Annotated in this window: 20 protein-coding genes and 1 pseudogene; 4 read left to right on the plus strand and 17 right to left on the minus strand. The window is 73.2% G+C overall.

Going from position 1 to position 20,899, the window contains the following annotated elements:
• Positions 1-248 precede the first annotated feature (248 nt).
• From aroQ to ACYVOM_RS07740, 7 genes and pseudogenes are all read right to left on the minus strand, one after another.
• Complete coding sequence (gene aroQ / locus ACYVOM_RS07710; protein WP_460302622.1) at positions 249-674, minus strand: type II 3-dehydroquinate dehydratase; 426 nt, start codon at positions 672-674, stop codon at positions 249-251.
• A gap of 2 nt (positions 675-676) precedes the next feature.
• Positions 677-1,756, minus strand: a complete 1,080-nt coding sequence (aroB, locus tag ACYVOM_RS07715) for a 3-dehydroquinate synthase (RefSeq protein WP_460302540.1) — start codon at positions 1,754-1,756, stop codon at positions 677-679.
• Positions 1,753-2,262: a shikimate kinase gene (locus ACYVOM_RS07720; RefSeq protein ID WP_460302541.1), complete on the minus strand. Its 510-nt coding sequence runs from the start codon at positions 2,260-2,262 to the stop codon at positions 1,753-1,755. The genes aroB and ACYVOM_RS07720 overlap by 4 nt, the downstream gene beginning before the upstream one ends.
• Positions 2,259-3,440, minus strand: coding sequence for a chorismate synthase (gene aroC / locus ACYVOM_RS07725; RefSeq protein ID WP_460302623.1), 1,182 nt, complete (start codon positions 3,438-3,440; stop codon positions 2,259-2,261). The genes ACYVOM_RS07720 and aroC overlap by 4 nt, the downstream gene beginning before the upstream one ends.
• A gap of 207 nt (positions 3,441-3,647) precedes the next feature.
• Positions 3,648-4,088, minus strand: a pseudogene (locus ACYVOM_RS07730) (prepilin peptidase); the annotation flags it as partial.
• Positions 4,089-4,294: 206 nt separating this feature from the next.
• Positions 4,295-4,984 (minus strand): SseB family protein, encoded by a 690-nt coding sequence (locus ACYVOM_RS07735; protein WP_460302542.1) that lies wholly within the window; start codon positions 4,982-4,984, stop codon positions 4,295-4,297.
• A 66-nt stretch (positions 4,985-5,050) separates the two neighbouring features.
• Complete coding sequence (locus ACYVOM_RS07740) at positions 5,051-6,196, minus strand: pyridoxal phosphate-dependent aminotransferase (RefSeq protein ID WP_460302624.1); 1,146 nt, start codon at positions 6,194-6,196, stop codon at positions 5,051-5,053.
• Between the two features lie 47 nt (positions 6,197-6,243).
• On the opposite strand from ACYVOM_RS07740, the gene ACYVOM_RS07745 reads away from it, so the two are divergent.
• Positions 6,244-7,038 carry a carbon-nitrogen hydrolase family protein gene (locus ACYVOM_RS07745; protein WP_460302543.1) on the plus strand — a complete coding sequence of 265 codons (795 nt, stop codon included), beginning with the start codon at positions 6,244-6,246 and terminating at the stop codon, positions 7,036-7,038.
• A 1-nt stretch (position 7,039) separates the two neighbouring features.
• Here the strand turns inward: ACYVOM_RS07745 and ACYVOM_RS07750 are convergent, their stop codons facing one another.
• The 3 genes from ACYVOM_RS07750 to ACYVOM_RS07760 form a co-directional block, all read right to left on the minus strand.
• On the minus strand, positions 7,040-8,512 hold the full coding sequence (locus tag ACYVOM_RS07750) for a carboxyl transferase domain-containing protein (RefSeq protein WP_460302544.1): 1,473 nt from the start codon (positions 8,510-8,512) through the stop codon (positions 7,040-7,042).
• Positions 8,513-8,603: 91 nt separating this feature from the next.
• On the minus strand, positions 8,604-9,971 hold the full coding sequence (locus ACYVOM_RS07755; RefSeq protein ID WP_460302545.1) for an acyl-CoA synthetase: 1,368 nt from the start codon (positions 9,969-9,971) through the stop codon (positions 8,604-8,606).
• A gap of 120 nt (positions 9,972-10,091) precedes the next feature.
• A complete protein-coding gene (locus tag ACYVOM_RS07760; RefSeq protein WP_460302546.1) occupies positions 10,092-10,721 on the minus strand; it encodes a DsbA family oxidoreductase in 630 nt (209 codons plus the stop codon).
• Between the two features lie 94 nt (positions 10,722-10,815).
• On the opposite strand from ACYVOM_RS07760, the gene ACYVOM_RS07765 reads away from it, so the two are divergent.
• Positions 10,816-11,190: an FKBP-type peptidyl-prolyl cis-trans isomerase gene (locus ACYVOM_RS07765; RefSeq protein ID WP_460302547.1), complete on the plus strand. Its 375-nt coding sequence runs from the start codon at positions 10,816-10,818 to the stop codon at positions 11,188-11,190.
• Positions 11,191-11,315: 125 nt separating this feature from the next.
• Here the strand turns inward: ACYVOM_RS07765 and ACYVOM_RS07770 are convergent, their stop codons facing one another.
• The 4 genes from ACYVOM_RS07770 to ACYVOM_RS07785 all read right to left on the minus strand — a co-directional run bounded on the left by ACYVOM_RS07770 (position 11,316) and on the right by ACYVOM_RS07785 (position 14,882).
• On the minus strand, positions 11,316-12,482 hold the full coding sequence (locus tag ACYVOM_RS07770; RefSeq protein WP_460302548.1) for a DUF6986 family protein: 1,167 nt from the start codon (positions 12,480-12,482) through the stop codon (positions 11,316-11,318).
• Positions 12,479-13,372 carry an aldose 1-epimerase family protein gene (locus ACYVOM_RS07775; protein WP_460302549.1) on the minus strand — a complete coding sequence of 298 codons (894 nt, stop codon included), beginning with the start codon at positions 13,370-13,372 and terminating at the stop codon, positions 12,479-12,481. Before ACYVOM_RS07775 ends, ACYVOM_RS07770 begins: the two co-directional genes overlap by 4 nt.
• An 80-nt stretch (positions 13,373-13,452) precedes the next feature.
• Entirely contained in the window at positions 13,453-13,959 is a 507-nt protein-coding gene (locus ACYVOM_RS07780; RefSeq protein WP_460302550.1) for a hypothetical protein, read from the minus strand.
• Positions 13,956-14,882 (minus strand): oxamate carbamoyltransferase subunit AllH family protein, encoded by a 927-nt coding sequence (locus ACYVOM_RS07785; RefSeq protein ID WP_460302551.1) that lies wholly within the window; start codon positions 14,880-14,882, stop codon positions 13,956-13,958. Before ACYVOM_RS07785 ends, ACYVOM_RS07780 begins: the two co-directional genes overlap by 4 nt.
• A gap of 126 nt (positions 14,883-15,008) precedes the next feature.
• Between ACYVOM_RS07785 and ACYVOM_RS07790 the strand changes: the two genes are divergently transcribed.
• Positions 15,009-16,673: a PucR family transcriptional regulator gene (locus tag ACYVOM_RS07790; protein WP_460302552.1), complete on the plus strand. Its 1,665-nt coding sequence runs from the start codon at positions 15,009-15,011 to the stop codon at positions 16,671-16,673.
• Here the strand turns inward: ACYVOM_RS07790 and ACYVOM_RS07795 are convergent.
• Entirely contained in the window at positions 16,670-17,476 is an 807-nt protein-coding gene (locus tag ACYVOM_RS07795; protein ID WP_460302553.1) for a polysaccharide deacetylase family protein, read from the minus strand. The two genes, ACYVOM_RS07790 and ACYVOM_RS07795, sit on opposite strands and share 4 nt — an antisense overlap.
• Positions 17,477-17,714: 238 nt before the next feature.
• Here ACYVOM_RS07795 and ACYVOM_RS07800 point away from each other — a divergent pair, with 238 nt between their 5' ends.
• Positions 17,715-18,773 carry a sulfite oxidase gene (locus ACYVOM_RS07800; RefSeq protein WP_460302554.1) on the plus strand — a complete coding sequence of 353 codons (1,059 nt, stop codon included), beginning with the start codon at positions 17,715-17,717 and terminating at the stop codon, positions 18,771-18,773.
• Positions 18,774-18,779: 6 nt separating this feature from the next.
• Here ACYVOM_RS07800 and ACYVOM_RS07805 read toward each other — a convergent pair whose 3' ends face one another.
• Together ACYVOM_RS07805 and ACYVOM_RS07810 are read right to left on the minus strand one after the other, a co-directional pair.
• Complete coding sequence (locus ACYVOM_RS07805; protein WP_460302555.1) at positions 18,780-19,139, minus strand: hypothetical protein; 360 nt, start codon at positions 19,137-19,139, stop codon at positions 18,780-18,782.
• A 9-nt stretch (positions 19,140-19,148) separates the two neighbouring features.
• Complete coding sequence (locus tag ACYVOM_RS07810) at positions 19,149-20,867, minus strand: sodium:solute symporter family protein (protein ID WP_460302556.1); 1,719 nt, start codon at positions 20,865-20,867, stop codon at positions 19,149-19,151.
• Between the last annotated feature and the right edge of the window lie 32 nt (positions 20,868-20,899).

Here is a 20,899-nt window from a genome sequence, read left to right on the forward strand (position 1 = left end):
AAGCGGCCTCCGGTCCCGGCCCGGTGTGCCGCAGGCCGTGCGCACGTGACGCCCCCTCTCGGGAAGGGAGCCGCAGCCGTACCCGAAACGCGCGAGGCCCGCGGAGACTCGAAGCGCCGTGCCGCGACAGGGGTCTGGGGATGGCCGGAGCTCCGACCCCGTCCGCAGCGGGGCCACAGGAGGTTCTTGAAGGTGTGGAGGGCCGACGCCGACGGGGAGGACGTGTCCCGGGGCGGCGCTGCGGCGGGCTACAGGAGGTGCTTGAGGGCGTGGAGGGCCAGGGCGTAGGAGTCCAGGCCGAAGCCGGCGATGGTGCCGGTGGCGACGGAGGAGACGACCGAGGTGTGGCGGTACTCCTCGCGGGTGTGCGGGTTGGAGATGTGCACTTCGATGAGCGGGGCCGTGCGCTGGGCCAAGGCGTCGTGCAGGGCGTAGGAGTAGTGGGTGAACGCCGCTGGGTTGATGACGACCGGGGTGCGGGCGTCGGCGGCGGCGTGGACCCAGCCGATCATCTCGGCCTCGTCGTCGGTCTGCCTGACCTCGACCTTCAGACCGAGCTCCGCGCCGGTGCGGCGGCAGAGGTCGACGAGGTCGTCGAAGGTGTCGGAGCCGTAGATCTCCGGCTCGCGGGTGCCGAGACGGCGCAGGTTGGGACCGTTCAGGACCAGGACCATCGTCACCGCGCCACCTCCAGGTAGGCCGCCTGGAGCAGTTCCTCCGACGGGCCCGCGAGGCGGCCGCACTCGCCCAGGGAGTCCAGCACGACGAAGCGCAGGGTCGAGCCGCGGGTCTTCTTGTCGACGTTCATGACCTCGCGCAGCGCCGGCCACGCGTCGGCCCGGTAGGAGGTCGGAAGACCCACCGAGGCGAACACCGCACGGTGCCGCTCGGCGAGGTCGGCGTCGATCCGGCCCGCGAGACGGCCCAGCTCGGCCGCGTACACGCAGCCGATCGCGACGGCGTGGCCGTGCCGGAAGCCGTAGTTCTCGACCTTCTCGATCGCGTGGGCGAGGGTGTGCCCGTAGTTGAGGATCTCGCGCAGGCCCGACTCCTTGAGGTCGGCCCCCACGACGTCGGCCTTCACCTGCACGGCCCGTTCGACGAGTTCGCGGGTGTGCGGACCGGACGGGGACGCGGCCCCCGCAGGGTCCTCCTCGATGAGGTCCAGGATGCGCGGGTCCCGGATGAAGCCCGCCTTGATCGTCTCGGCGAGGCCGGAGATGTAGTCCTCGTGCGGGACCGTGGCGAGCGTGCCGAGTTCGCACAGCACCCCGGCGGGCGGCGCGAACGCGCCCACGAGGTTCTTGCCCTCGGCGATGTTGATGCCGGTCTTGCCGCCGACGGCGGCGTCGACCATGGCGAGCAGGGTCGTCGGGACCAGGACGCAGCGCACGCCGCGCAGCCAGGACGCCGCGGCGAAGCCGGCGAGGTCGGTGACCGCTCCCCCGCCGACGCCCACGATCGCGTCGGAGCGGGTGACGCCGAGGCGGGCGAACTGCGACCAGAGCCCGGCGAGCACCTCGACGTTCTTGGCGGCCTCTCCATCGGGCACGGGCAGCGCGTGCACCGCGTACCCGGCCTCGCGCAGGACGTCCAGGACGGGGCGGGCCGACTCGGGCAGGGCGGTGGAGTGCACCACCGCCACCGTCCGGGCCTTCTCTCCGACGAGGGAGGGCAGCTCGCCCAGCACCCCGGTGCCGATCACGACATCGTAAGGCTGGTCGCCGTGGACGGTGATCCTGCTCGCGTCGCTCATCGCACGGCCTCCAGGGCCGCGGCGATCTCGGCGACGACCTCGTCCTCGGCGCGGCCGGTGGTGGCCGCGGTGATCTCGGCGAGCCGCTGGTAGATCGGCAGCCGCTCGGCCATGAGCTTGCGCAGCTGCGAGCGCGGGTTGAACACCAGCAGCGGGCGCACGGAGTTCAGGCCGACGCGCTTGACCGCCTCCTCCAGGGAGACGTCGAGGTACACCACGCGGTGCCCGGCGAGCAGCTCCTGGGTCTCGGGCGCGAGGATCGCACCGCCGCCCAGGGCCAGCACGCCGTCGTGCTCGGCGAGCGCGTCGCGGACCGCGTCCCGCTCCAGCGCGCGGAAGGCGTCCTCGCCGTCGTCGACGAAGATGTCGCTGACGGGCTTGCCCGCCTTGAGCACGATGTCGGCGTCGGTGTCGCGGAACTCCACGCCGAGGACGGCGGCGAGCGCCAGCCCGATGGTGGTCTTGCCGCTGCCGGGCGGGCCGATGAGCACCGCGCGGGGCGTCACTTGACCACCAGGGACTCGAGGTAGGCGCGGGCGTTGCGGGCGGTCTCCTCGACGTGGTCGCCGCCGAACTTCTCCAGCACCGCGTCCGCCAGGCACAGCGCGACCATCGCCTCGGCCACGACGCCCGCGGCGGGCACCGCCGTGACGTCGCTGCGCTGGTTGATGGCCTTGGCGGGCTCACCGGTGATCACGTCGATCGTGTCGAGCTGGCGGGGCACCGTGGAGATCGGCTTCATCGCGGCGCGGACCCGCAGCACCTCGCCGTTGGTCATGCCGCCCTCGATGCCGCCGGCGCGGTTGGTGCGCCGGTGGACGCCGCCGGGGGTGTTCTCGATCTCGTCGTGGGCGCGCGTGCCGGGGCGGCGGGCCGTCTCGAAGCCGTCGCCGACCTCGACGCCCTTGATCGCCTGGATGCCCATGAGGATGCCGGCGAGGCGCGCGTCCAGGCGGCGGTCCCAGTGCACGAAGCTGCCGAGGCCCGGGGGCAGGTTGTAGGCGAGGACCTCGACGACGCCGCCGAGGGTGTCGCCCGCCTTCTTCAACTCGTCCACGTGCTCGACCATCGCCGCGTCGGTCTCGGCGTGGAAGCAGCGCGCCGGAGTGGCGTCGATCGCCTCAAGGTCCTGCGGGCCGGGCAGCGGGGCGTCCGCGGGCACCGCGATCTCGCCGAGCGAGACCACGTGGCTCAGCACCTCGACGCCGACGGCCTGGCGCAGGAACGCCTTGGCGACCTCGCCGAGGGCGACGCGCGCGGCGGTCTCCCGGGCGCTGGCGCGCTCCAGGACCGGCCGGGCGTCGTCGAAGGCGTACTTCTGGATGCCCGACAGGTCCGCGTGGCCGGGGCGCGGCCGCGACAGCGGGGCGTTGCGCGCCTGGGCGGCCAGCACCTCGGGGTCGACCGGATCGGCCGACATCACCGTCTCCCATTTGGGCCACTCGGTGTTGCCGACCTCGATCGCGATGGGACCGCCGAGGGTGGTGCCGTGCCGGACCCCCCCGAGGATCGTCACCTTGTCCTGCTCGAACTTCATCCGGGCGCCCCGGCCGTGGCCGAGCCTGCGGCGGCGCAGGCCCTCGGCGACGTCGGCGGACGTCACCCGCACTCCGGCGGGCATGCCCTCGACGATCGCGACGAGAGCGGGCCCGTGGGACTCCCCAGCGGTCAACCAGCGCAACATGACGGCAATTCTTCCACCTTCCGGCGACCGGCCGGGACCGGCGTCCACCTGCTGAGATGCTGCGGCCCCGGAGCGCGCCGCCCCGGATAAGGCGTGCAGCAGGACCGCGGCGAGGGTTCCGGCCAGCAGGAACGGCCCGTAGGGCAGTTCCGAACCGCGCGTGGCGCGGCCCAGGGCGAGCAGGCCCAGCGCCCACAGCGCGCCCGAAAGATGGATGACCAGGAGGCCGGTGACGACCGCGGAGACGCCCATCCAGCCGAGGGCGAGGCCGAGGGAGACCGACAGGACCACGTCCCCGAAGCCGATGCCGCGATCCGGCGAGAACCACCACAGCACACCGTAGAGCGCGAAGAGGGCGACCGCGCCGAGCAGGGCGCCCGCCAGGCTGCGGCCCTCCTGCGGGGAGGCGATCCACAGCAGGACGGCCAGGCCGACCGGCAGCGGGAGGGTGAGCGGCTCGGGAAGGGTCTTGGTGGCCGCGTCGACGAAGGCCAGGACCGTGCCGACCACGCCGAGCAGGGCGAAGGCGGCGAGCTCGGGCCGCGGCCCGATCCGCCAGGCCAGCAGCGCGAGCACGCCCGCGGCCACCGCCGCGACCGCCGCCGGGCGGGCGCGGACGGGCTCGGTCCACGACGCCGTCTCGCTCATGCGCCGCACACTAACGCCAACCGCCGCCACCCCGCCCGGGCCCCTGTGGACAACTTTTCTCCCGGCTTTCCGGCGCCGTCCGCAAGGCCGGGCACGCGCCGCGCGCGTGGGCGTACGCGAGGCCGGGGGCCTTCAGGCCGCCGAGGCGCGCCGCGGCCGCGACGGGCGGCCCCGAGCAGGGGCCGGGCGGCGGGCGCGGGGCGGGCTCAGCGGCGGGCCACGCCCAGTTCGACGCCGCCGACGATCCTGCCGCGCAGCACGTCGGCGAGGCGGTCGCCGACGCGGCGGACCGCGGCCTGCTCGTCGACGCCCGGGTCGACGTGGAAGCGGACCGACAGCTCGGTGGCGTCGCCGGGGCCGACCCGGACGCCGGTGACGCCCGTCTCGGGCCGGAAGGCCGCCTCGATCGCGGCGAGCACGTCGGGGTCGCGGTGCGGCGGCGGGACGGGCGCGCCCTCGGCCAGCAGGTGCAGCCTGACCCCGTCGACCGCGAACGGGACGGGGCCGGCCACGTCCACGACCAGGGCGTCGGCCCCTTCGTCCAGGGCGGTCCGGCAGGCGTCGCGGGCGTGCGCGGGGACCGGGCGGGCGTCGGCCCGCCAGAGCTGGAGCGTCTTCAGCGAGGTGAACCCGAGCACGCCCTTGCGGCCGTCCTGGCCGGTGAGCATCGGCATGGCGACCTCGCTCTCCTTCTCGCGGCGCAGGCCGTCGACCTCCTCTTCGGAGGTGACCATGGCGACGATCGGGATGAGCAGCCGCGAGGCGGCCAGCGCCTCCAGCACCGTGTACTCCGCGGCCCGTCCGCCCGCGTAAGCGGTCAGCGCGGCCTGGAGGCGGGGGTCGGCGCTCCCGTCGTCGTCGGGGAACTGCGGCTGGATGAGATTCGGCAGGGACACGCACGGAAGGGTATAGCCATCGGCGCTCACCGAGGGTGCCGTTTCCGTCACACGACCGAGGCCGGCTCAGCCGGATGCGCTCCCCTTGAGCCGGGCGACGGCGTCGTCGATCACGTCGGCGCGTTTGCAGAACGCGAAGCGCACATAGTGCCTTCCGTGGGCGGGATCGGCGTAGAAGACCTGGGTCGGGACGCACACGACGCCTGCCCGCCCGGGCAGCGCGCGGGCGAAGGCCAGGCCGTCCGCGTGGCCGAGCGGACGGAGATCCGCCTGCACGAAATAGGTGCCTTCAGGACGAAAGACCTGAAATCCCGCGGATTCCAGCCCTTCCATGAGGCGGTCCCGCTTCGTCTGGAGGGACCTGCGCAGCCCCTCCACCCAGGCCGTCTCGTGGGCGAGCCCGTAGGCGACGGCCTCCTGCCACGGCCCGGAGCCCACATAGGTCAGGAACTGCTTCACCGTCCGGACGGCGTCCAGCAGCGGGGCCGGCGCGCAGACCCACCCGGTCTTCCAGCCGGTGACGGAGAAGGTCTTGCCCGCCGAGGAGATCGTCACCGTCCGCTCCCGCATGCCGGGGAAGGACGCCAGCGGCAGGTGCTCCGCGCCGTCGTACACGAGGAACTCGTAAACCTCGTCGGTGATCGCGAGGAGGTCGTGCTCCACGCAGAGCTCCGCTATCGCGGCCAGTTCCTGCCGGGTGAAGACCGTCCCGCAGGGGTTGTGCGGGGAGTTCACGAGAACGGCCCGGGTCCGCGGGGTCACCGCCCTGCGCAGCTCGTCGGGATCGAACGTGAACCTGCCGCCTTCGGGCCGCAAGGTGACCGGGCGCAAGGAGGCCCCGGAGAGGGCGACGGAAGCGGCGTAGGAGTCATAGAACGGCTCGAAGGCGATCACCTCGTCGCCCGGCCCCGCGAGCGCCATGACGGCCGCCGCGACGGCCTCGGTGGCTCCGACGGTGACGAGGACCTCCGTCTCCGGATCGTAGGACTGCCCGTACCTGGCCAGCCGCTGCGCCGCCACCGCCTCACGCAGCACGGGCAGGCCCTGCCCCGGCGGGTACTGGTTGCGGCCGCCCTCGATCGCCTCGACGGCCCGGCGCAGGACGCCCCGCGGGCCGTCCTCGTCCGGGAAGCCCTGGCCGAGGTTGATCGCTCCGGTCGCCGCGGCCAGCGCGGACATCTCCGCGAAGATCGTCGTTCCGAAGCCCCGCATGCGCCCGACCAGTGGTTCCCTCACGGCGCCACCTTAGACTGGCGCTCATGCGCGCCGCACTCTGCCAGATCGACGTGACCGACGACCCGGCCGCCAACCTCGCGGCGGTCCGCGCCGCCCTCGACGAGGCGGCCGGGGCCGACCTCGCGATCTTCCCCGAGGCGTCCCTCGTGCGGTTCGGCAACCGGCTGCAGGACTTCGCCGAGCCTCTGGACGGCCCCTTCGTCTCCGCGCTGCGCGCCGAGGCCGCCGTCCGGGGCACCGCCCTGATCGCCGGCACCTTCGAGCCCGCCGAGGACGGGCGCGTCCACAACACGCTCGTCGCGATCGACGCCGACGGGGCCCTGGCCGGGACGTACCGGAAGATCCACATGTTCGACGCCTTCGCCTACAAGGAGTCCGCGTCCGTCGCGCCCGGCGAGGAACCCGTCGTGGTGGAGCTCGCCGGAGTCCGCGTAGGGCTGATCACCTGCTACGACATCCGCTTCCCCGAGCTGGCGCGCGCGCTGGTGGACAAGGGCGCCGACCTGCTCGTGGTGGCCGCCGCCTGGGCCCAGGGCACCTTCAAGGAGGAGCACTGGACGACCCTCGTGCGCGCGCGGGCCATCGAGAACACGATCTGGACCCTCGCCGTCGACAAGGCCCCCGACCTCACCGACCCCCCGCGCGGCTCCCGCATGGGCGTCGGCCGCTCCCTCGCCGTGGACCCCATGGGCGCCGTCACCGCCGACCTGGGCCCTTTCCCGGCCGTCCGCACCGTCCCCGTCGACCTCGCCCTCACCGCCCGCGTCCGAGCCGCCATCCCGTCCCTGGAGCACCGGCGACCCTTCCCGACCGGCTGACTCAGCGGGCGAAGCGGGCGGCTCTGGTCTCGGGGCGGGCTTCGGCGGGGAGGGACGCGGCGGCGCCGAGGGCCTGTTCCAGGTGGGGGACGAGGGCGGCCGGGGCGTCGGGGACGATCGCGTCGGCTATGCCGCGGGCGAGGAGGTCGGGGGCGGTGATGCCCTGGGTCTCGGCGAGTTCGGGGGCGCGGTCGGGGGTGCGGTGCACGATGATCGAGGCGCCCTCGGGCGGCAGCGGCGTCAGCCAGCCGGTCTCGGCGACCAGGACGCGGTCGGCGGGCAGGAGCGCCAGGGCCGCGCCGCCGGTGCCCTCGCCGAGCAGAAGGCAGACGGTGGGCGCGTCGAGGGTGACGAGGTCGGCCAGGCAGCGGGCGATCTCCCCGGCCAGGCCCCCGTTCTCGGCGTCGGCCGACAGGACGGCGCCCGGGGTGTCCACGACGGTGAGCAGCGGCAGCCGCAGTTCGGCGGCCAGGCGCATGCCGCGCCGGGCGACCCGCAGCCCCGCCGGGCCGAGCGGATGGCCGGACCGCTGGCTGACCCGGTCTTGACCGACGACGACGCAGCCGGCGTCCCCGAACCGCGCCAGGGCGAGGCGCAGCCCCGGGTCGTTCTCCCCCGCCCCCGTCCCCGACAGCGGCGTCACGTCCGCGGCCTCGCGAAGCAGCTCCCGCACCCCCGGGCGGTCCGGCTCCCTGGTCGCCAGTACCGAGTCCCACGCCTTCCGCCTGACGGGGGTGACAGAGGGCGGCGCGGCAGTGATAGGCGTGACCAGGGCGGGCCCGCCGGACGGGTCCGAAGGCCCGGCCTTCGCTTCCAGGACCGACAGGATCCGCAAGACGGCCGGGCGGAGGTCCTCGGCCGTGATGACCGCGTCGACGAGGCCGCGCGCCGCGAGGTTCTCCGCGATCTGGACGCCCCCGGGGAACTCCTCCCCGTACAGGCCGGCGTAGACGCGCGGGCCCAGGAAGCCGATGAGGGCCTCCGGTTCCGCGGCCGTCACATGGCCGAGCGACCCCCAGGAGGCGAGGACGCCGCCGGTGGTCGGGTGCCGAAGGTAGACCAGGTAAGGCAGGTGAGCCGCTTTGTGCGCCATGACGGAAGCCGTGATCCGGGCCATCTGGACGAATGCGAAGGTGCCCTCCTGCATGCGGGTCCCGCCTGAGGCGGGGGCGGCGAGCAGAGGCAGCCCCTCAAGGGTGGCGCGTTCTACTGCCGCGACGATCCGATCGGCCGTGGCCACGCCGATGGAGCCGGCGAGGAAACCGAACTCGCTGACGATCAGCGCCACCCGCCGCCCACCGACGAGCCCCTCCCCGGTCAGCACCGCCTCGTCGGCCCCCGACCGCTCGCGCGCCGCCGCCAGCTCCGCCTCGTAGCCTTCCGGCTCGTCCGGCGCCGTGTCCCATGACGCCCAGGACCCCTCGTCGAGGGTCAGCCCGATCAGGTTCCGCGCCGCCCGCTTCCCGCCCGCCATCCCCCGATTAGACCAAAGCGCCCCGTCCCGGCTCCGACCGGGACGTGCGTGCGGGCCCGGCATCACGCGCCGGGCATCACGGATCGGGCGATCAGGGCTCCAGGAGCTTCTTCTGGACCTTGCCGAGCGCGTTGCGGGGCAGGGAGTCGACGAAGTGCACGGTCCTGGGGCGCTTGTGGGCGGAGAGGTCGCGGGCGACGAAGTCGATGAGGTCGGCTTCGCCGACGCCGTCGGCGATGACGAACGCGGTGACCTGCTCGCCGAGGTCGGGGTGGGGGGTGCCGATGACGGCGGCCTCCCGGACGGCCGGGTGGGCGAGGAGCGCCGACTCGATCTCGCCCGCGCCGATGCGGTAGCCGCCGCTCTTGATGAGGTCGGTGGAGGCGCGGCCGACGATCCGGTGCCAGCCGTCGGGGGCGATCGCGGCGATGTCGCCGGTGCGGAACCAGCCATCGGGGTAGGCCTCGGCGGTGGCTTCGGGCCGGTTCAGGTAGCCCTGGAAGACCGTGGGGCTGCGGACGAGGAGTTCGCCGGGGGTCGTGCCGTCGTGGGGCACGTCCTCGCCGTGCTCGCCCACCAGGCGGGTCTCGACGCCGCGCAGCGGCAGCCCCACCTGGCCGGGACGGCGCTCGCCGTCGTGCCGCGCGCTGACGGTGATCAGCGTCTCGGTCATCCCGTACCGCTCGACGGCCCGGTGCCCGCTGCCGGCGGCGAGCGCGTCGAAGACCGGGGCGGGCAGGGCCGCGCTGCCGGAGACCAGCAGCCGCGCCCTGCGCAGCGCCTCCGCCGCGCCGGACTCCACGACGCGCGACCACACCGTCGGCACGCCGAAGTAAAGGCTGCCGCCCGCCTTCGCGTAGGCCTCGGGTGTCGGCCTTCCGGTGTGCACCAGCCCGGAGCCCACGCGCAGCGCCCCCAGCACGCCCAGCACGAGCCCGTGCACGTGGAACAGCGGGAGCCCGTGGACGAGGACGTCGTCGGGCGTCCAGGCCCAGGCTTCGGCGAGGGCGTCGAGGTCGGCGGCCACAGCGGACCGGGACACCATGACGCCCTTGGGCGCGCCCGTGGTGCCCGACGTGTAGAGGATCAGCCCGGTGGCGTCGTCGGACGGCTCGGGGAAGGAGCCCGCTCCGGAGCCCGTCGAAGGCACCGCGGGAAGGCCGAAGACCTCCCCGTCCGCCTCCTCCCCCACGAGGAGTTCGGCCCCGGAATCCCCGAGGATGTGCCCGCGCTCGGCGGGCCCGGAGTCCGGCGGCACCGGCACCACGGGCACGCCCGCGACCAGCCCGCCCACCACCGCGGCCACCGTGTCCACGCTCGCGGTCGCGTTCACCGCCACGGCCCGCGCCCCCGCGATCCGCCCCGCGACGGCCCGCGCCCGCCCGGCCAGCTCCTCTCGCGTCACCCGCTCGCCGGCGACGCTCAGGACTCCGTCACGCTCCACACCCAGCAATCCCATGCCGACATCTTCCAGCCCCGCCGGAACCGCCCCGCACGCGCCCCCGCGAGCGCGCGGGGCGGGTTCCGGGTCAGGGCTCGGATGCGACTTCGGCGGAGCTCCGATGTCAGAGCCCCGACGTCACAGCTTCGACGCGACCTCGGCGAGGGCCTGGGCGAAGACCTCGGTCGGCTGGCCGCCGGAGACGGCCCACTTGCCTTCGAAGAGGAAGAAGGGGACGCCGCTGACGCCCAGGTGGCGGGCCTCGTCGATCTGGGCGTCGACCTCGGAGGCGCCTTCGGCGGAGGCGAGGAGGGCGCGGACGCGCTCGGCGTCGAGGCCCGCCTCGGCGGCGAGGTCGGCCAGGGTCGCGGGGTCGTTGAGGTCGCGGCCTTCGGCGTGGTGGGCGCGGAAGAAGCGCGCGACGACGGCGTCCTGGACGCCCTCCTCGCCCGCGAGCCAGATGACGCGGTGGGCCTGGTGGCTGTTGATCTGCCGGGCCTGCTCGGGCTCGAACGGCAGCCCCTCGGCGGCGGTGAGGGCGCGCAGGCGCGAGTGCGCCGCGTCGACCTTGTCGGCGCCGCCGAACTTCTCGGCCAGGGCGGTGCTCGCGAGTCCCGCGCCGGGCTCCGCCGGGGACGACGGGTCGAGCTGGAACGGCCGCCACACGATCTCGACCTCGCCCGGGAACTCCTCGACGGCCTTGCGGAAGCGGGCCTGTCCGAGATAGCACCAGGGGCACACCACATCGGAGTAGATCTCGATTTTCACCCCCGAACCAACACCGCTCCCTCGGCCCGCATTCCCGGGCCGGGACCGGTAGCCTCGTGCGGTCCGAGATTCACCACCGAGGAGCACACAAGCGATGGCGCTGACCAAGCCCGAGATCGACTTCCCCGAGGGCGCCCCGCCCGCCAACCTGGAGATCACCGACATCGTCGTCGGCGACGGCGAGGAGGCCAAGAAGGGCCAAGACGTCCACGTCCACTACGTCGGCGTCGCCTTCTCCTCCGGCGAGGAGTTCGACTCCTCCTGGAGCCGGAACCAGGAGTTCGTCTTCCCGCTCGGCGCCGGCCGCGTCATCAAGGGCTGGGACATGGGCGTCGCCGGCATGAAGGTCGGCGGCCGCCGCAAGCTGGTCATCCCGTCCCACCTGGGCTACGGCGCGCGCGGCGCGGGCGGCGCGATCAAGCCGAACGAGACGCTGATCTTCGTGGTCGACCTGCTCGGCGTCGGCTGACCCGAGGAACGACGCAAAGGGGACCCACCGAACGGCGGGTCCCCTTTCGACGTTCGAAGGACCGACGCCCGAAGGGTCGACGCCCGAAGGGTCGACGTCGGCCGGTCCGGCGCCGGCCGGGTGCGTCAGCCCTGCAGGATCTCGGGGTCGAGGGCCCCGCAGGCGACGCCCCGCTGGAGCCTGTCCAGCAGCGCGGGCGACTTCTCCGGGGCGGCGTTGAGCCGCCCGATCGCCGCCTCGACCCCGCTCAGGTGGAAGTCGAACAGCGCGGCGTAGCGGGCGGGCAGGTGCGCCGGGTCGGTGTCCCAGCCCTGGTAGAAGCCGTGCGCGAGCGAGTGCCTGACCTCGGTGGCGTGCGCCTGCCAGGCCGGGACCACCTCGTCGGCCGTGTCGTCCCTGGGCGTCAGGTGCGGGGGCCCGTCGGACAGCCGGACGCCCCAGCCCGCCGTCGTCGTCTGGAGGACGTGCCGGGCGAAGTCGCAGACGGGGTGGTCGAGCCGCCGCTGCTCCTCGGGCAGGCCGAGGGCCGCCGCGTAGTCGAGCCCGCCGAAGTGGACGGTCTGGATCCTGCCCTGCCCCGACACGAGGACGCGCCGGACGCCGAGGCCGCCGCGCTGGTCGGCGATGCCCTCGGGCGCGTCGATCTGCACCTCGAAGCGCAGAGTGCCGTTGGGCAGGCCGAGGGCGGCCTCCAGCCGGTCGAGGAAGTCGGTGAAGACCGCGACCTGCTCGGCCGCCGTGACGCCCGGCAGCGTGATGGTGAAGCCGCCGGGGAGCCTTCCGAGCCTGTCGCGCAGCGAGGTGAGGAAGCCGTCGAGCGTCCGCATCGCCCGCACGTGCCCGCCGCCGGAGAACGACTTGACGCGCACGCCCCAGAAGTGCGGGAGCTGCTGGGCGTTGTAGGAGGTCGCGACGGCCTCGACGACCTGCTCGACGTGCTCGTCCTCCTCGGCGTCCGGCCGGTCGCCGTAGGAGGAGGCGAAGTCGACCCGCAGGTCCTCGATCGGCTCGCGGGAGAGCTTGGCCGCGACCCGCGCCCGGATCTGCCCGGCGAGCGTCGGGTCGAGCATGAACGAGGCGCCGAACGAGCCGTCCCCCGGGGTGTGCTTGTTCAGCAGCCGCAGCGCCTGCGCGCCCCAGTCGGCGGTCGTGGTGCGCGAGAAGCGGTCGGCCGGGACGAACACCGTGTGGACGGGCTGGCGGCCCTCGGCTGCGGGACGGCCCGCCGATGCACCGGCCAGTGCGCGGACCCGCTCCGCCAGATCGTCGGTCTTGGAGACGCTGAGGTTCACAAGGAGATGATCCCCCAAGAACTGGTGAACGCGTCACCCGGTTTGAGGGTGATGAGGTCCACTCCGGTGTTGAAGGCGTTCGGCGGGCACGTCATCGGCTCGGCGGCCAGGCCGGGGCGGCCTTCCATGTGGTCGGCGGTGTAGAGCTGGAGCCACGGGTGGCCGTCATCGGCCCACAGCCCGACGGTGCGGCCGCCGCCGGACAGGCCCACCCAGGCGCGTCCGTCGGCGAACTCCAGGCCGGTGTAGGCGGTGTCGATGCGCCGGTCGCCGAAGACGCCGCCGGAGCTCAGGTCGTACTGGGTGCCGGCGACGGGCACGGGCGCGCCCGACGGGATGAGCCGCTCGTTGACGGGTTGGTAGTGGGTGGCCCCGAACGTCACCGTGCACTCGTCGAGCGGAAGGCCGACGGTCAGGTACGGGTGGGCGCTCTGGCCGTAGGGCGCGTTGCGGGTGCCGGTGTTGGCCGCGCCGAGCCGGACGGTGAGGCCGGTGCGCGCGTCCAGCGTGTAGGTGACGGACAGGTCGAGCCGGTAGGGGTAGCCGGGGCGGCCCAGCAGCCGGTGCACGAGGGTGACGCGGTCGGCCTCGTGCTCGACGGCGGTCCACGGCTCCCACCGCACCAGGCCGTGGATGGCGCAGTCGCGCTCGGGCTCGGTGATGGGGGTGCGCTGCTCGACGCCCTCGAACACGTAGGTGCCGTGCGCGACGCGGTTGGGCCAGGGGGCGAGGATCTGCCCGCGGGCGCCGTCGACGACCTCGTCCGGGGCGAAGCCGAGGACGAGGGGGGTGCCCTCGTGCGTCAGCTCCCGCAGGCTCGCGCCCTGCTCGGTGACCACGGCGCGGTAGCCGCCCGCGGCGATCTCGTACTGGTTCCCCGAAAGACTCATGGCAGCATTCTCGCGGAACCGGAGCCCGGCAAGATCCCTTCGGCTGCCACATTTCCCTGACCTCGCCGTGAGGGCGGGCCCTAGAAGGCGTCGAGGCGGGCCAGGACCGAGCGCGCTTCGCCCGGGGCCGCGGAGACCACGGGCTTGCCGAGACGACGGGCCGCCTCGCGCAGCAGGGCGGCGACCTCTCCCGCCGGGCGTTCGGCGGCCAGCACCACGGCCTCGATGGCGGGGTCGGCGTCGAACGCCGCGAGGGCCTGGAGGGTGGCCCGTCCGCAGACCGCCGCGGACAGGTCGCGGGAGCCGACGGCGAGGACACGCCCGCCCTTGCCGACGAGCACCTCGACGACCTCCTCGGTGGCCCGCGACGAGACGCCCACGACCCCGTAGGGTCCGGGCGCAAGGGTGTGGGCGCAGGCTCCCGGGCCCAGGACGAGCCTGCCGAGCATCGCCGCCTCGTCCTTGAGCGCGATCTCCTGTGCGACCGAGAGCTCCTCCCCCGGGAGCAGCACGTCCCGTCCCCCGCGGAGGGCCTCCAGCGCCGTGCGGTACGCGCCGGGTCCCTCGACCGTCAGGGGTGGTGTCACGCGGTCGCCCTGCGCACGGCCTCGCCGCGCAGCGCCAGGGTGGCCCGCGCCCCCGCGAGCAGTCCCCAGGCGAGGTCCTGGCCTCCGGCGCGGCCGGGCCTGGCCAGCCGTCGCACCGCGGGGACGAGCTGTTCGCGCCCGGCGAGGCCGCGCAGCACCGCGGCGGCCTCGGCCGCGGGCCGCCCCGCGGCGGCGCAGTGCAGGACCGCGGCGCCGATCGGCGTGGTGCGGGTCTCGGCGTCGGCGGTGACGGCGGCGGCGAGCCATCCCGCGAGCCAGACGGCCCGGCCGCCTCCGTCGAGGACGGAGCCGAGGAGGCGGAGCGAGAGCAGGAGCCCGGCGAGGACGTCGTCGCCGCTGGGGGTCAGGCCGGGCCCGAGCCCGACGATCCGCTCGGCGGCCGGGACGGCGCGGACGAGGTCGCCCGCCGCGCAGGACTCGGCGAGCGCCGCGGGGCCGGGATGCCCGGCGAGGCCGCAGTCCGCGGGGTCCAGCGTGTTCTCCAGGGTCATCACCGCGTGGTGCAGCCCCGCCGAGGTGAGCGGCCCGAGCACGGGCCGGGGATCCCACCAGCGTTTGACGCGCACGGTGAGGCCGCCCGCCTCGATGAGGCCATCGCCCGCCCATGCCTCGTCGCCTTCGCGGATCCCGGTGAAGGGCAGGTGGCGCGTGACGGAGGGCACGATCACGGAGTTGGCGGGGCGCGTCTCGTCGGAGCCGGTGAGGACCACGACGCGGGGGCCCGCGCCGGACTTCAGGAGCAGGTACACCGCCGTGGGGAACACCGCGACGACGCGGGCCGGGGTGCGGGGCCGCTCGACGACCTCGCGCAGGGCCACGCTCGCCGCCCCCGGCACAGGGGGCAGCCGGTCGCCGTCGGCCGGTTCGGTCACGAGCAGCCGGGGGGCCGGGCGGTCCGTCACGGGCTTTTTCCTCCAGTGGTCGGCGCGTTGAACGGACGTTAACGCTCGTTCACAGGATCGCCGTATGGAGAAAGTTGCCAAGGATGCTTGTCATCCTTCGTCTTTCTTGTGATGGTTACTCCGCCGATGGAAACACGCACCGATCTCTGGACCCGCAGGACCGGCGAGACCCACACCGTCCCGCCCCGCCTGCGCCTCGCCAGCACGGGCACGCTCAAGTACGGCCTGCCCGTCCGCGAGGTGCTCGGCGTGTCGACCCTCGCCGACGCCGAACTCGTCGCGGGCGCCGCCGGGCTCGACCGGATCGTGCAGCGCCTCAACGTCATGGAGGTCCCCGACGTCCTGGCGTGGGTGAAGCCGAACGAGCTGCTGCTCACCACCGGCTACCCGCTGCGCAACCGGCCCGAGGCGCTCGGCCACCTCGTCACCGGGCTCAACGAGCGCGGCGTCGCGGCCCTGGCCGTCAAGCCCGGCGCCTATCTGGACGCGCTGCCGAAGGAGATGCTGGCGCGCGCCGACCGGCTCGGTTTCCCGCTCATCCAGCTGCCCGAGCACGTCGGCTTCGACGACATCCTCAACCAGGTCCTCACCGACATCCTCAACCGGCAGGCCGCGATCCTCGCCCGCACCGAGGAGGTGCACCGCGCGCTCGTCCAGATCGTGCTGTGCGGGGGCGGGCTGCCGGAGGTGACGGCGGAGCTCGCCGAACTCCTCGACGGCGCCGTCCTCACCCTCGACGGCGACGAGCGGATCCTGGCCGGGGCCGGCGACCCCGGGGACCTGGAGACCCTGGAGCGGTGGCTGGAGCGCCACCACGGCCTCGGCCTGCACGGCGACCGGGTGGTGGTGCCCGTGGCCGCGGGCGGGCTCGACCACGGGATGATCGCCGCGTACTTCCCGGGCCGGGAGCTGTCGGACACCGAGGTCGGCATCCTGGAGCGGGCCGCGACCGTCGCCGCGCTCGTCGTCACCAAGCAGCAGGCCGTCGCGGCGGTGGAGAGCAAGTACCGCGCCGACTTCCTGCGCGACGTGCTGGCCGGACGGGCGGGCGACCCCGACCGGGTCGTCGCGCACTGCGCCGGGTTCGGCTGGGACCTCGCCCGGCCCGTCGCGGTCGTCGTCGCCTCACTCGACCTGGACGGCGACGGGACACGCCAGCCCGACGGCGCCAAGCACGCCCAGGAAAGACTGGCCGCCGCCTGGGCCGCGGCCGTGCGCCGCCGCGACAGGGACGCCGCCGTGGCCGCGTTCGCGCACGAGGTCGTCGCGGTCATAGGGCTGCCCGCCGAGGGCACCCTCGCCGACCTCGTCGCAGGGCTCGTCCGGGAGGTGTCCACGGTCGAGGGCGTGGAGTTCACGACGGGGGTGAGCCGCGCGGCGCCCGGCCCCGCCGTCCTTCCCGAGGCCTACGACCAGGCCGTGAAGGCGGTGCGGGTGGGCAGGCAGTTGCACGGGCCCGGCGAGACCGCCCACTTCGACGCCCTGGGCGTCTACCGCCTGCTCAGCCTCGTCGACGACACCGCGGAACTGCACGCGTTCGTCGCCGAGACGCTGGGCGACCTGGCCGGCGACGCCGATCCCGAGGCCGCCGACCTGCGCCGCACCCTTCAGGTCCTCCTGGAGACCAACCTCAACGTCGCCGAGACGGCCCGCCGCCTCCACTTCCACTACAACACCCTGCGCTACCGCATCGGCAAACTGGAGCGTCTGCTCGGCCCCTTCACCGAGGACCCGCACCTCCAGCTCAACGTCAACCTCGCCCTGCGCGTCCTGCGCATGCGCGGGATCTAGCCGGGGGCGTTGCCGCCGAGGGAGACGGGGAGGTAGTTCTCCAGGGCGGCGGGCTTGAAGCCCTGCTCCTTGATCCAGCCGAGCATGGTGGCCATCTGGCCGGCGAGGCCCTTGCGGTAGTGCATGAGGATGATGTCACCCGGTTTGAAGCCCTCGCCGCCGTCGCCGCGAACGAAGGCGTCGGCGACGCCCTGGGGGGAGGTGGTGCCGTTGTAGAACTCCGCCGACCACAGGATGATCGACTTCAGGCCGCAGTCCTTGGCGACCTGCTTGGTGATGTCGTTGTAGGCGCCGAAGGGCGGGCGGAAGATCGTGGGGCGGCGCGCGTACTGCTGCTCGATCGCCTCGGACGCGCCGCAGATCTGCTCCTTCTGGCCCTCCGGGCCCAGGCCGGGCAGGTTGGCGTGGGTGGTGGTGTGGTTCTCCATCTGGGAGCCCGCGTTCTTCAGCGCCCAGAAGTAGGGGCCGTGCATCGGGATGTAGCTGCTCGTCAGGAACGTGAGGATCGGGACCTTCTGATCCCTGATGATCTTGACGAACTCCGCGTCGTACTCGTAGCCGTCGTCGATGGTCAGGAAGACGACCTTCTCCTGCGTCTCTATGCTGGTGATGACGGGCGGGAGCCCGTCCGCCGCGGGGGCGGGGGGCGTGTAGGAGCCCTTCTTGGGGACGGGCCACCCCTGGTCGGCGATCGTCGCCGCGGCGCGCACCTCGGCGGCCTCAGGGCCGCCGTAGGCCGCCGAGCGGACCGAGGGCCACACTCCGGCGGCGACCGCGAGGGCCGCCGCGACAGCACTGGACAACAGGGGGAATCCGCCGCGCATGCCGACCAATCTTGCACACCTCCGCGATCACTGGCGAACTCATTCGCGCGCCGTCGGCGGGTGCGTCACTCTCCCGCCTCTGACCCTGACGCCGGAAAGCGCCGCTATGTTCGGTCCCGAACGGATCACGGGGCCGGAAACGGCCCGGGACGCCGCCCGAGCCGGATGTCCCGAATGCCGATTGACTTTGTAGGGAATGAGGGGCCATGCTGAGACGATGCTGCGGGAAGATCTTCGCAAGGGCGACGGCGACCGGGAGATGAACTGGGAGGAGATGCGCGGAGTCGGCCACCACACCCCCACCGACCGCTTCTTCGTGCACCACCACACCGAGGTCCCCGTCATCGACGTCGCGGCCTGGACCCTCACCCTGCACGGCGACGGCCTGCGCGGCGGCCCCGTCACGTTCGACTACCACGACCTGCGGGCCATGCCGTCGGTGACGATGAGCGCCTTCCTGGAGTGCGCGGGCAACGGCCGGACGTTCTACACCTCGCAGCAGAACCAGCGCGTCACCGGGACCCCGTGGGGGCTCGGCGCCATCGGTGTGGCCGAGTGGACCGGGGTGCCGCTCCGCCACGTCCTGGAGCACGCCGGCGTCCGCGCCGAGGCCGTCGACCTCATGCCCCGCGGCCTCGACCCGTCCTACGTCGAGGACGGCGTCGACCACGGCAGGTTCCGCAGGCCGATCCCGGTCGCCAAGGCGATGAAGGACGTCCTCGTCGTCTGGGAGATGAACGGCGCGCCGCTCACCCGCGAGCACGGCTTCCCGATCCGCCTCATCGTGCCCGACTGGGTGGGCGTCGCCTCGATCAAGTGGCTCGGCGACATCGAGGTGTCCACCGAGCCCCTGCACTCGCCCTGGAGCACCGACTTCTACCGGCTCTTCGGCCTCGGCTACCCCGAGGAAGGCAGCGCCCCGCTCACCACGATGCCCGTGAAGAGCGCCTTCGAACTGGCGCCCGGCGCCCGGCTCGGCCGCGGTGAGGAGGTCCTGCTGACGGGCCGGTCCTGGTCGGGCAACGGCGCGATCCGCTCGGTCGAGGTCAGCACCGACGGCGGCCGGAGCTGGACTCCGGCGCGGATGGTCGGGCCCCGGCGGCCGCACACCTGGTCGCAGTGGGAGCTGCCCTGGTGCCCGGCCGTGCGCGGCCCCGCGGTCCTCATGGCCCGGGCCACCGACGAGCTGGGCGTCACCGAGGCCCTCGGCTCCCCCTACAACGCCAAGGGCTACCTGTGGTCCGGGGTCGTCCGGCACGAGGTCACCGTCGTCTGAGGCGCGTCACTCCCGCGCGGTGCTGCCCGACCCGCCGTAGGGCTCGTCGCCCCGGAAGGTGTCGCCCGGGCCGCTGGTGAGGCCGCCGGGCTCGCCCGGACCGCCCGGCTGGTCGAGCGGGTCCGGGCCCTCCTTCATCGTCGGGCCGCCCCGCCGCGGCCGGTAGATGGTCCAGCCGAGGAAGCACAGGCCGAACACCAGCATCACCAGGCCGACCCACAGGTTGATGTCGACGCCCTGGGCCTTGGCCTTGGCCGCGGCCTCGTCGATGATCCCGAGGATCGTCAGGATGATCCCGTAGATGGTGAAGATGCCGCCGATGACGGTCCGGATGTCGAGGAGGACGGCGAGCGGGTTGGTGCGCATGGCAGGCTCCTACCAGAAGGGGATGTAGCAGGCGAGGGACAGCGCCAGGGCGCCGAGGCCGAGCTTGACCGGCGAGCGGTACCACTTGTCGTCACCGGTCTGGAAGTCGTCCGGGCGGTCCGACGGGATGCCCCGGACGAGGCCGCGCAGTTCCTCGGTCGACTTGGCGGTGCGCGCCGTCATCTTGCTGACGACGAGCGACACCACGACGTCCACGACGAACGCGATCCCCGCGCCCCAGAAGCTCGCGTTCAGGTCGGTGCCGTAGAAGTCGCGCAGCACGCCCGTCTCGTACAGCGTGTAGGAGACGACGGCGCTCAGCGTGCCGATGAGCAGGCCCCAGAAACCGGCCCAGGGCGTCATCCTGCGCCACAGGAGGCCGACGATGAAGGTGGCGAACAGCGGCGCGTTGAAGAACGAGAACAGCTGCTGCATGTAGGCCATGATGTTGCTGTACTGGGCCGCGATGAAGGCGGTGAAGATGCCGCAGACCACGCCGATCACCGTGACCCAGCGGCCGGTGTTCAGGTAGTAGTGGTCGCTCCGCCCCTTCATCAGGTACGGCTTCCAGATGTCGTAGGTGAACACCGTGTTGAAACCGGAGACGTTGGCCGCCATGCCGGCCATGAACGACGCGAGAAGGCCGGTGAGCGCGACGCCGAGGACGCCGTTGGGCAGCACGTCGCCCATGAGCAGCGGGATCGCGTTGTTGTAGTCGGCGCCGGGCTGGCTGAGTTGCGGGAAGACCACGAGGGCGACCATGCCGGGCACGACCGTGAGGATCGGGATGAAGATCTTCGGGAACGCCGCGACGATCGGCGTCATCCGGGCCGCCGCGGTGTTCTTGGCCGACAGGCCCCGCTGGACCTCCGCGAAGTTCGTCGTCCAGTAGCCGAAGGAGAGCACGAAGCCGAGGCCGAGGACGATGCCGAGCCAGCTGGCGTTCATCGGGTTCGGCGTGCCGAACCCGGTGTCGGCCCAGGTGTGCAGGCCGGGGTCGCCGAGCGGGCTGCCGATGATCTTCTCCTTGAGCCCCGAGATCCCGCCGACCTTGCGCAACCCCAGGTAGACCACGGGGATCAGGCCCGCGACGATCACGAAGAACTGCAGCACCTCGTTGTAGATCGCCGAGGACAGACCGCCGAGGGTGATGTAGATGAGGACGAAGATCGCGGCGACCACCACCGAGACCGGCAGCGGCCAGCCGACCAGCGCCCGCATCACCAGCGCCAGCGCGTACAGGTTGATGCCCGCGATGAGCACCTGCGCGATCGCGAACGAGACCGCGTTGAGCAGCTGGGTCGCGGAGTTGAAGCGGCGCCGCAGGAACTCCGGCACCGAGTGCACACCGGACTTGTAGTAGAACGGCATCATCACGATGCCGAGGAACACCATCGCCGGGACGGCGCCGATCCAGTAGTAGTGCGTGGTCATCAGGCCGTACTGGGCACCGTTGGCGGCCATCCCGAGGATCTCGGTGGCGCCCAGGTTCGCCGACAGGAAGGCGAGGCCGGTGATCCACGCGGGCATCGACCGGCCCGACAGGAAGAAGTCGACACTCGAGCGGACCGTGAGCCGGGCCGCGAACCCGATGCCGAGGACCGTCGCGAAGTAGATCGCGAGCATCAGCCAGTCGATGCCGTTGACGTCCAGCCGGAGCTCGTCGTTGGGCTGCGCGAGGAAGATCACCTCGGGGATTTTTCCCAGGGCCTCTTCGGGCAAGCTCACGCGAACGCATGAGGTTTTACAGGATCAGGGCA

This window comes from Actinocorallia aurea, from assembly GCF_054783995.1.

What these genes read in the sequence shown, in the direction of transcription:
- aroQ (WP_460302622.1), bottom strand. Translation starts at nt 674, where the DNA reads ATGGTCCTGGTCCTGAACGGTCCCAACCTGCGCCGTCTCGGCACCCGC.
- ACYVOM_RS07765 (WP_460302547.1), top strand. Translation starts at nt 10,816, where the DNA reads ATGGCGCTGACCAAGCCCGAGATCGACTTCCCCGAGGGCGCCCCGCCC.
- ACYVOM_RS07755 (WP_460302545.1), bottom strand. Translation starts at nt 9,971, where the DNA reads ATGGGATTGCTGGGTGTGGAGCGTGACGGAGTCCTGAGCGTCGCCGGC.
- aroC (WP_460302623.1), bottom strand. Translation starts at nt 3,440, where the DNA reads ATGTTGCGCTGGTTGACCGCTGGGGAGTCCCACGGGCCCGCTCTCGTC.
- ACYVOM_RS07800 (WP_460302554.1), top strand. Translation starts at nt 17,715, where the DNA reads ATGCTGCGGGAAGATCTTCGCAAGGGCGACGGCGACCGGGAGATGAAC.
- ACYVOM_RS07745 (WP_460302543.1), top strand. Translation starts at nt 6,244, where the DNA reads ATGCGCGCCGCACTCTGCCAGATCGACGTGACCGACGACCCGGCCGCC.
- ACYVOM_RS07775 (WP_460302549.1), bottom strand. Translation starts at nt 13,372, where the DNA reads ATGAGTCTTTCGGGGAACCAGTACGAGATCGCCGCGGGCGGCTACCGC.
- ACYVOM_RS07740 (WP_460302624.1), bottom strand. Translation starts at nt 6,196, where the DNA reads ATGCGGGGCTTCGGAACGACGATCTTCGCGGAGATGTCCGCGCTGGCC.
- ACYVOM_RS07790 (WP_460302552.1), top strand. Translation starts at nt 15,009, where the DNA reads ATGGAAACACGCACCGATCTCTGGACCCGCAGGACCGGCGAGACCCAC.
- ACYVOM_RS07805 (WP_460302555.1), bottom strand. Translation starts at nt 19,139, where the DNA reads ATGCGCACCAACCCGCTCGCCGTCCTCCTCGACATCCGGACCGTCATC.
- ACYVOM_RS07750 (WP_460302544.1), bottom strand. Translation starts at nt 8,512, where the DNA reads ATGGCGGGCGGGAAGCGGGCGGCGCGGAACCTGATCGGGCTGACCCTC.
- aroB (WP_460302540.1), bottom strand. Translation starts at nt 1,756, where the DNA reads ATGAGCGACGCGAGCAGGATCACCGTCCACGGCGACCAGCCTTACGAT.